We start from the raw sequence: 7,563 nt of genomic DNA, 5'->3' as shown, positions 1-7,563 counted from the left end.
TCGTTCAGCACCGCATAGGAGCGGATCAGCCGCATCCAGCCCTCGAAATTCTTCGGATCGTCCTTGAGCCTGGCATCGAGGCTGTCGACCATGCCGCGGATCATCTGCTGGCGATCGCCGCTGCCGAGCGCATTGGCCGCAGCCACGTCCTCCGCCGTCGGATTGCCGGGTGCCTTGTCGTTCGCCGATGCCGCCGGCTGGCCGCCATTCTTGACGATGTGTTCGTTGACGGCAGCAAGCCACGGCGCATCCGGCGGCGACTGCTTGGCCAAAGCCGCAAAGGCCGTCTTCGCTTCGGCCGTCTTGCCCTCCTGCTCCAGCGCCAGCGCCAGATAGAAAAGCGTGCGTGGATCGGTGGCATCCAGTGCCCGCGACTGCTGCAGCACGTCCCGCGCCTCCGCGGTCACGATGCCATCGGCCTTGACGACGAGGACCTCGCCCAGATCGCCGAGGCGGGCCGCACTCGGCCCCAGCAAGCGAATGACATTGCGATAGGCAAGCTCGGCATCGCCAATGCGATTGATCCTGAAATAGATCGGCGCGAGCACCTCCCAGCCCTTGCCGTCATCCGGATTCTTCGCCAGATGCTGCTCGATCTTGACGATCGAGATCGCAAGATCGTTTCCAGGCTTCTCAAGCCGAGCTTCCAATGGCTGCGACGGCAAACCCGGATCGCCCTTGGCAAGGTAAAGACAGAGGCCCACGACCGGAAGCACGGTGACGATGAAGGCCTGGGCAAGACGATAATTGCCGCGCAAGGGCAATTTCGCTTGTTGCTTCCCGGTTTTGGTAATTGCGATAAGGCGACGGCCGATCTCGGCGCGGGCATAGCCGGCCTCCTGCGCGGAAATCAGACCGCCGGCAAGATCGCGGTCCAATTCGCGAAGCTGATCGCGATAGACTTCGGCTTCCCCCGAGCGACAGTCCTCCGCCTCTTTTGCACCATGCAAAAGAGGATAGAGCAGCACAGCGCCGACAACGGCCGTCAGAACGGCCACGAGAATCCAGAACAGCATAAACACGCCCATACTTTAACGGGGCGCTTATTCCAACCGGGAAAGGGGGCTTTGACGAAGATTTGAGGCGTTTCGCCGCGCCTTCGGCACGGAAACCCGGAGCTTTCCGCTTTTCTTCGAACCGCGAAATGCTCCATCTTTTGTTTTACGCGATTCCGGACGGAAGACCGCTGCGCACTTTTCCTGGAACTGCTTTAGTCGAGCGGCGTCCAGGTGCCGTCGTCATTGCGGCAGGCAGCTCCCCTTGCCGTCGTCGACTTGCCATCGAAGGTAACGGTATGGGTATATTGCCGGCAATTCTGAGACCCGACCTGATAGGGCGCGGCGGGGGTAACCTCCCCACTTGCATTCCTGCCCTTCCACGTCACGGGTTGGCCGAGCGGCGAGGTCTCCAGCGCCCGATACTCCGCCTCCATTGCGCGCTGCTTGTCGCTGTCGCTGAGCTTGACGCCGCCGCGCTCGACGATGCCACCATCAAGAGCATTGATGAAGGTCGCTGAAGCCGGAGGCTTCGCAGACGAAAACAGACTCTTGCCGCCCCCCAAGCCGCTCGTCGTGGAGCAACCGGAAAGCGCAATCGCGGCGAAAAGAGAGGGAACGACCAGAAAAAAGGTACGAAGCTTCATACAACCGAACCAGTATCAAAAAGCAAAACCATAGGTACTGCGCTGCAGCATCATCATGACCCACAACGTCCTTTTGGCATCATGCCGTTCCTCACGCAACATCCTTCATCAGACCCGGCAAAATTAGGCTCGCACGAAGTCCGCCCCAGGTACCCCGGGAGAGTTCGAAACGGCCCTGATATTCGTTGGTGATCTCGCTGACGATCGAGAGGCCAAGCCCTGTACCGGGCTTGCTTTCGTCCAGCCTGCGCCCGCGCTTCATGGCCTCGCGGATCTGATCCGGCTCCAGCCCCGGACCGTCGTCCTCAACCACCAGTTCCACCCAGTGGCGCCGCGCCGGATCGATGCCCTTGACCTCGGATGGCGCCTCATTTGCAACCAAGCGTACCTTGTGTTCGGCAAAACGGGCAGCATTTTCCAGAAGGTTGCCGACCGTTTCCTCGAGATCCTGCTGTTCCATGGCGAGCGCCAGATTGGGCGAGACGGAAAGTTCGAACTCCTTGTCGGCGTTCAGCCGCCGCATGACGCGGATGAGCCGCTCGAGCGCCGGCTCGGCTTCGGTGCGCGCCAGTACGGATTCGCGCTGCGCGGCGATGCGGGCACGATTGAGATAGGATTGGACCTGCCCCTGCATGACCTCGGCCTGGTTCTTCACCAGATCGCCATGCGAGCGCTCCAGCACTCTCGATTCGTTAAGCAGCACGGCGATCGGCGTTTTCAACGAGTGCGCGAGATTGCCGACCTGCATGCGGGCGCGCTCCACGATGCGGCGGTTGCTTTCAATCAGCGCATTGACCTCATTGGCAAGCGGCAGGATTTCGCGCGGGAAATCACCCTGCAGCCGCTCGCTTTCGCCGGCGCGGATGCGCTCCAGCGCCCTACGGGCCTTATCGAGCGGTTTCAGACCGTAGAGAATGGCGAGCGCGTTGACGATCAGGCTACCGACGCCGAAGCCGACCAGCGCAAAATAGAGGCTGTGAGAGAAATTGCGAACGTCGTCCTCGACGACGGCAACATTGCCGGTGACGCGAAACCGAGCCGCATGGTCCGTGTCGAACTGGATTTCGGTTTCAGCAACCTGCACGCGATTTCCGAAGGCGTCGGTAACGACGTAGTAGCGCTCGTAATTCTTGTCGAAAGGCGCTTCCAGCACGGAAAGCACTGGCAGGTTCGACGCGCCGAGCGACGACGAGACTAAGGGCGTCGACGTATACGTGCCGAGCGGCTCGACGATCCAGTACCAACCCGTCTTCGGCTGCGCAAAGCGCAGATCGCCAAGTTGCGGACTGCCCGACAGCGCGCCCTGATCGCCGATCGTCACCGAATTGATGACATTATAGAGCTGCGCTCGCAGCAGATCCTGGAAGCCGCGTTCGGCGCTTTTGCGGTAGATATTGGAGATGACGAGGCCGATCACCACCAGCGCCACGGCCGACCAGAGCGTGGTCAGCAGCAGAACACGAGCGGTGAGCGACTTAATTCGCATTGGTCGGAGCTTGGATTCGGTAACCAAGGCCGCGGACCGTTTCGATCAGATCGACACCCATCTTCTTGCGCAGACGACCGACGAAGACCTCGATCGTATTGGAATCGCGATCGAAATCCTGGTCGTACATATGTTCGACAAGCTCGGTACGCGAAACGACCTCGCCCTTGTGATGCATGAGATAGGCAAGCAGGCGGTATTCATGGGAGGTAAGCTTCAGCGGTTTGCCGTCGACGGTCGCCTTCGAGCTCTTGGTATCGAGCCGCACCGGGCCGCAGACGATTTCCGAGGAAGCATGGCCGGCGGCGCGGCGGATGAGCGCGCGGATGCGCGCCAGCACTTCCTCGACATGGAACGGCTTGGCGACGTAATCGTCGGCGCCGGCATCGATCCCGGCCACCTTGTCGCTCCAGCGGTCGCGCGCCGTCAGGAGCAGCACCGGCACCGCACGTCCGGCGCCGCGCCATTTCTCGAGCACGGTGATGCCATCCATCTCCGGCAGGCCGATGTCGAGAATGATGGCATCATAGGGCTCGGTGTCGCCGAGGAAATGGCCTTCCTCACCGTCAAAGGCGGTATCGACCACATAGCCCGCCTCCTTCAAGGCTTCGGCAAGCTGCCGATTCAAGTTGATATCGTCTTCGACTATGAGAATGCGCATGTCTGAATCCAATTTCTCCGGTTCGAGAAACAGTACTGTAAATCGCGCTGCAGTGGAATCACTGAGACAAAGATTTTGTGTAAAATTCAAGGCTTTAGAATGTCAGTTGCATGCTGGCGCCTCCGGTGCCTGCGCTTCACATCGGCACTTTCATCGTCACCTTGCGCGGGCGCTGCCCATTACCCTGAACCAGGACCGTGATGATGCAGCTATCGCCGGAGGGTTGTGCGGACAGGAGCTGCCCGCCGGTCTTGGCGACGACTTCGGCTGCCGCGTCGCTGCAGTCGCTGTTGGCACGGGCCACCAGGGTCGACGTCGGCGCCGGCAAAACAGCCGAGCCGGCCACGACAAGGGCCGCTGCTGCTATGCTTGAAATTGAGGCCATGCTTCGGACTTCCCATGGGGATATTAACTTGGTCGATTATTTACCCAAACACGTCTGAATGGCAAATGAATGGGCTGTAATTTTCGGCTTGGCGGGCACGCGCCGCGCTGGAATGACAGCGTAACCATATGAAATCATTAGATGCGGGATATCAAGATCGCCACGTGAGCAACCAACTGGCGCTCCATCGCTCGCCATCGATACAATCTGCAGGCGATATGCGCGGCCAAACGCATATTTGAGTTCACGACACCAAACCCGATGCAGCAGGCTTAGTTATCTTTAATCATTCTTGTTTATCATCCGCTCATAGGCATGACACGAACGGTCATGCCGCCACGCGGCCCATGCAATCGGCCGCCAGGTGCTTTATTGCGATAAAGCATGAGGATTTCTTTGAGTTCTTTGAATCGCTTGGCGCGATTTCTTGCGAAGTCGAGTCCGGGACTTCAAAAGTTGGCTCAACAATCTTCCGCAAAGAATCAGATCGTCAACGATCAGATTCTGCAAGAGCGCCTAATCAATTGAAATCGCAAGCAATTGAGGCCAGCCGCGATTGAAACGGCCGACTGGACGACCGCGTTTGAGTTTCCCATTCAGAACGGCTTGCGGACGGCCGTTGCAGTCTCGTAATCGGCGGCGATGCGCATTTCCCGCAGCGGGCGAACACGCTCGATGGATCGCTGGTAATTCGGATGGGCCTTATAGGCGGCCAACGCCTCCTCGTCGTCGAATTCGCCGTAGACGACGAGATCGACTTCGGTTCCGAGCTGATCGGTCTTGACGTTCGTGCCGATCTCCAAAAGCCGCGCGTGCGGAATGGCCGTGAGGATCGAGAGGCCGGAGCGAACCTCTTCAAGCTTGGCGCGATCGGGAACGGTGAAGAAGACGATATGACGGATCACGCGGCGGCTCCTTGTGCATATGCGGGGGCATGGCGCGATATCATGCGGACAATCTCAATTCAATGAACCGGCCTTACCTGCGAGACCGCCTCGCCGCACTCCGTGCGAGCCTCCATTGACCGCATGACGGCAGGACGTGATATTGTCGCGGGATGACCGACGAGGAAATCCTATCCCTCGCCCTCGGCCTGCCGGAAACGGTGGAGGGCTCTCATTTCGACACCCGTGACTTTCGCGTGCGGGGCAAGATTTTCATGACACTTCGGGGGCCGGATTTCTGCGTCCTCAAACTGACGCCGGACCAGCAGCAAATGGCACTAGCAACCATGCCCGAGCAGGTCGCCGCCGTGCAAGGTAGCTGGGGCCTGAAGGGCTGGACACGGCTTTTTTATCGCCGTGCCCATGATAAGGAGATCAAAGCTCTGGTGTGCCGCGCATGGCGAAACGTAGCGCCGAAATCTATGGCTTTGCCGGAGGATTAGGCTCCATATCGTCCTGGACGGTCAGCGGCCAGTCGACGACATAATCCTCAAAATCGTCGAGATCGACATCATCTTCACTGACCGTGCGTCCTCGCGCGGAAACACGGGCAATATGCACTGTTTCCGGATCGCCCGAGATCAACGGATGCCACCAGTAGAGATCGCGGCCGTCATTGACGAGACGGTAGGCGCAGGTGGGCGGCAGCCATTCCAGCTCCGGTACCTTCTCCGGCGTCAGCTGCACGCAATCGGACACGAAATCCCAGCGGTTCGGATAGCTCGTGCAACGACAGCTTTCGCCATCCATCAGCTTGCAGCGGATCGAGGTGAAATAGACGTCGCCACTGTCCCACTCCTCGAGCTTGTTGAGACAACAGAGGCCACAGCCATCGCAAAGGCTTTCCCATTCCGACGGGCTCATCTCCGTCAGGGTCTTGCATTTCCAGAAGGGCACTTCATCTGTCATCATCGTCTTCCTCGCCACCCGACAAAAAGGAGGAATTCGGGCTGCGGCATGCATGTCTCTTGTTCTTTTCTCTAAATCAACCAATTATTCAATCAGCCGTTCTATGAGATAATGGGTTTTGCGTGTGCCGCAAGGAGACACGCGGCTGTAATGTGGTCGGGAAGTAGAGCGTGGAAGACCCATCCAATCCAGAAAGCGGGCAGAAGATGGAGCCCGAGACGCCGAAGGACAGCCGGACCGAAAAGCGGCGGAAGCGCTATTTCTTCCTGCGCCTTGATTCCTGGATCGACTCCACCCTTTGGAACGCAGGTTTCCGCCTTGCAGAGGCTTGGGAAGACATTACGATCTTCTTCCGCCGCTTCCGTGTGCGCGGCTGGAAGCGCATTCTTTTCGAACTGCTCGGCGAAGGTCTCACGCTGGGCACAGCCGGCTCGGTCGTCATGCTCATGCTCGCCATGCCGGCCTTCGAAGCGACCCAGGGCGACTGGCGCAATCGCGGCAACTTCGCCGTCACCTTCCTCGACCGGTATGGCAACGTCATCGGCCATCGCGGCATCATTCACGAAAATTCCGTGCCGGTCGATCAGCTGCCGGATTATTTCATCAAGGCGGTGCTCGCAACCGAGGACCGGCGCTTCTTCGACCATTTCGGTATCGACGTGATCGGCCTGTTCCGCGCCGTCACCGTCAATGCCCAGGCCGGCGGCGTCGTCCAGGGCGGCTCGACGCTGACGCAGCAGCTTGCCAAGAACATCTTTCTCAGCAATGAGCGCTCCATAGACCGCAAGATCAAGGAGGCTTTCCTCGCGATCTGGCTCGAAGCCAATCTCTCCAAGAAGGAGATCCTGAGCCTCTACCTCGACCGCACCTATATGGGCGGAGGCACGTTCGGTGCAGCGGCGGCGGCGCAATTCTATTTCGGCAAGAGCATTACCGACGTCAATCTGGCCGAAGCTGCGATGCTTGCCGGCCTTTTCAAGGCACCGGCGAAATATGCGCCGCATGTCAATCTGCCGGCGGCGCGCGCCCGCGCCAACGATGTGCTGTCCAATCTCGTGCAAAGCGGGCTGATGACCGAGGGACAGGTCATTGCGGCAAGACGCAATCCCGCTTCGGTCGTTGACCGAGCCCAGATCGAATCTCCGGACTATTTCCTCGATTGGGCTTTCGACGAAGTGCAGCGGCTTTCGACCCGCTTCCCCGAGCGCTCGCTGGTCGTGCGCACCACCATCGACATGGGGCTGCAGAAGGCCGCGGAGGATTCGATTCAATCCAGCCTGATGGAGTATGGCGAGCGTTATCATGCCAAGCAGGGCGCCAGCGTCATGATCGAAAACGGCGGCGCGGTGCGCGCCATGGTCGGCGGCAGCGATTACGGCGAAAGCCAGTTCAACCGCGCCACCAGGGCGCTGCGCCAGCCAGGCTCGTCGTTCAAGGTCTACACCTATTCGGTTGCGATGGAGAACGGCATGACGCCGACATCCACCATCGTCGATGCGCCGATCAGCTGGGGTAACTGGAGCCCGCACAATTACG

The 7,563-nt window shown here is 59.5% G+C and carries 9 protein-coding genes; 2 read left to right on the top strand and 7 right to left on the bottom strand.

Annotated features, from left to right (window positions below; all coding sequences use genetic code 11):
• The 6 genes from ccmI to Q4Q11_RS30075 form a co-directional block, all read right to left on the bottom strand.
• Window positions 1–1,016, bottom strand: a 1,016-nt coding sequence (ccmI, locus tag Q4Q11_RS30100) for a c-type cytochrome biogenesis protein CcmI (RefSeq protein WP_498571761.1), incomplete at its 3' end; no start/stop codon positions are given.
• A gap of 194 nt (window positions 1,017–1,210) precedes the next feature.
• Complete coding sequence (locus Q4Q11_RS30095; RefSeq protein WP_498571760.1) at window positions 1,211–1,642, bottom strand: RT0821/Lpp0805 family surface protein; 432 nt, start codon at window positions 1,640–1,642, stop codon at window positions 1,211–1,213.
• A 91-nt stretch (window positions 1,643–1,733) separates the two neighbouring features.
• Entirely contained in the window at window positions 1,734–3,128 is a 1,395-nt protein-coding gene (locus Q4Q11_RS30090) for a sensor histidine kinase (RefSeq protein ID WP_112512834.1), read from the bottom strand.
• The gene (locus Q4Q11_RS30085) at window positions 3,118–3,789 is read right to left on the bottom strand and encodes a response regulator transcription factor (RefSeq protein WP_113217571.1); all 672 of its coding nucleotides are present in this window, start codon (window positions 3,787–3,789) and stop codon (window positions 3,118–3,120) included. The genes Q4Q11_RS30090 and Q4Q11_RS30085 overlap by 11 nt, the downstream gene beginning before the upstream one ends.
• Before the next feature lie 136 nt (window positions 3,790–3,925).
• Window positions 3,926–4,174: a hypothetical protein gene (locus Q4Q11_RS30080; RefSeq protein WP_112512832.1), complete on the bottom strand. Its 249-nt coding sequence runs from the start codon at window positions 4,172–4,174 to the stop codon at window positions 3,926–3,928.
• Between the two features lie 596 nt (window positions 4,175–4,770).
• Complete coding sequence (locus tag Q4Q11_RS30075; protein WP_113217570.1) at window positions 4,771–5,079, bottom strand: Dabb family protein; 309 nt, start codon at window positions 5,077–5,079, stop codon at window positions 4,771–4,773.
• A 152-nt stretch (window positions 5,080–5,231) separates the two neighbouring features.
• On the opposite strand from Q4Q11_RS30075, the gene Q4Q11_RS30070 reads away from it, so the two are divergent.
• Entirely contained in the window at window positions 5,232–5,561 is a 330-nt protein-coding gene (locus Q4Q11_RS30070; protein WP_498571759.1) for an MmcQ/YjbR family DNA-binding protein, read from the top strand.
• Here the strand turns inward: Q4Q11_RS30070 and Q4Q11_RS30065 are convergent.
• On the bottom strand, window positions 5,539–6,027 hold the full coding sequence (locus tag Q4Q11_RS30065; RefSeq protein WP_498571758.1) for a YcgN family cysteine cluster protein: 489 nt from the start codon (window positions 6,025–6,027) through the stop codon (window positions 5,539–5,541). The two genes, Q4Q11_RS30070 and Q4Q11_RS30065, sit on opposite strands and share 23 nt — an antisense overlap.
• Window positions 6,028–6,197: 170 nt before the next feature.
• Here Q4Q11_RS30065 and Q4Q11_RS30060 point away from each other — a divergent pair.
• Window positions 6,198–7,563: transglycosylase domain-containing protein (locus tag Q4Q11_RS30060; RefSeq protein ID WP_498571757.1), on the top strand; the 1,366-nt coding region annotated here is incomplete at its 3' end.

Source organism: Rhizobium sp. UFLA01-1127 (assembly GCF_059803845.1).
Note: the sequence above shows the minus strand (reverse complement) of the source record. Positions and strands in the feature narration are given on the sequence as shown.

What these genes read in the sequence shown, in the direction of transcription:
- Q4Q11_RS30085 (WP_113217571.1), bottom strand. Translation starts at nt 3,789, where the DNA reads ATGCGCATTCTCATAGTCGAAGACGATATCAACTTGAATCGGCAGCTT.
- Q4Q11_RS30090 (WP_112512834.1), bottom strand. Translation starts at nt 3,128, where the DNA reads ATGCGAATTAAGTCGCTCACCGCTCGTGTTCTGCTGCTGACCACGCTC.
- Q4Q11_RS30070 (WP_498571759.1), top strand. Translation starts at nt 5,232, where the DNA reads ATGACCGACGAGGAAATCCTATCCCTCGCCCTCGGCCTGCCGGAAACG.
- Q4Q11_RS30095 (WP_498571760.1), bottom strand. Translation starts at nt 1,642, where the DNA reads ATGAAGCTTCGTACCTTTTTTCTGGTCGTTCCCTCTCTTTTCGCCGCG.
- Q4Q11_RS30080 (WP_112512832.1), bottom strand. Translation starts at nt 4,174, where the DNA reads ATGGCCTCAATTTCAAGCATAGCAGCAGCGGCCCTTGTCGTGGCCGGC.
- Q4Q11_RS30065 (WP_498571758.1), bottom strand. Translation starts at nt 6,027, where the DNA reads ATGACAGATGAAGTGCCCTTCTGGAAATGCAAGACCCTGACGGAGATG.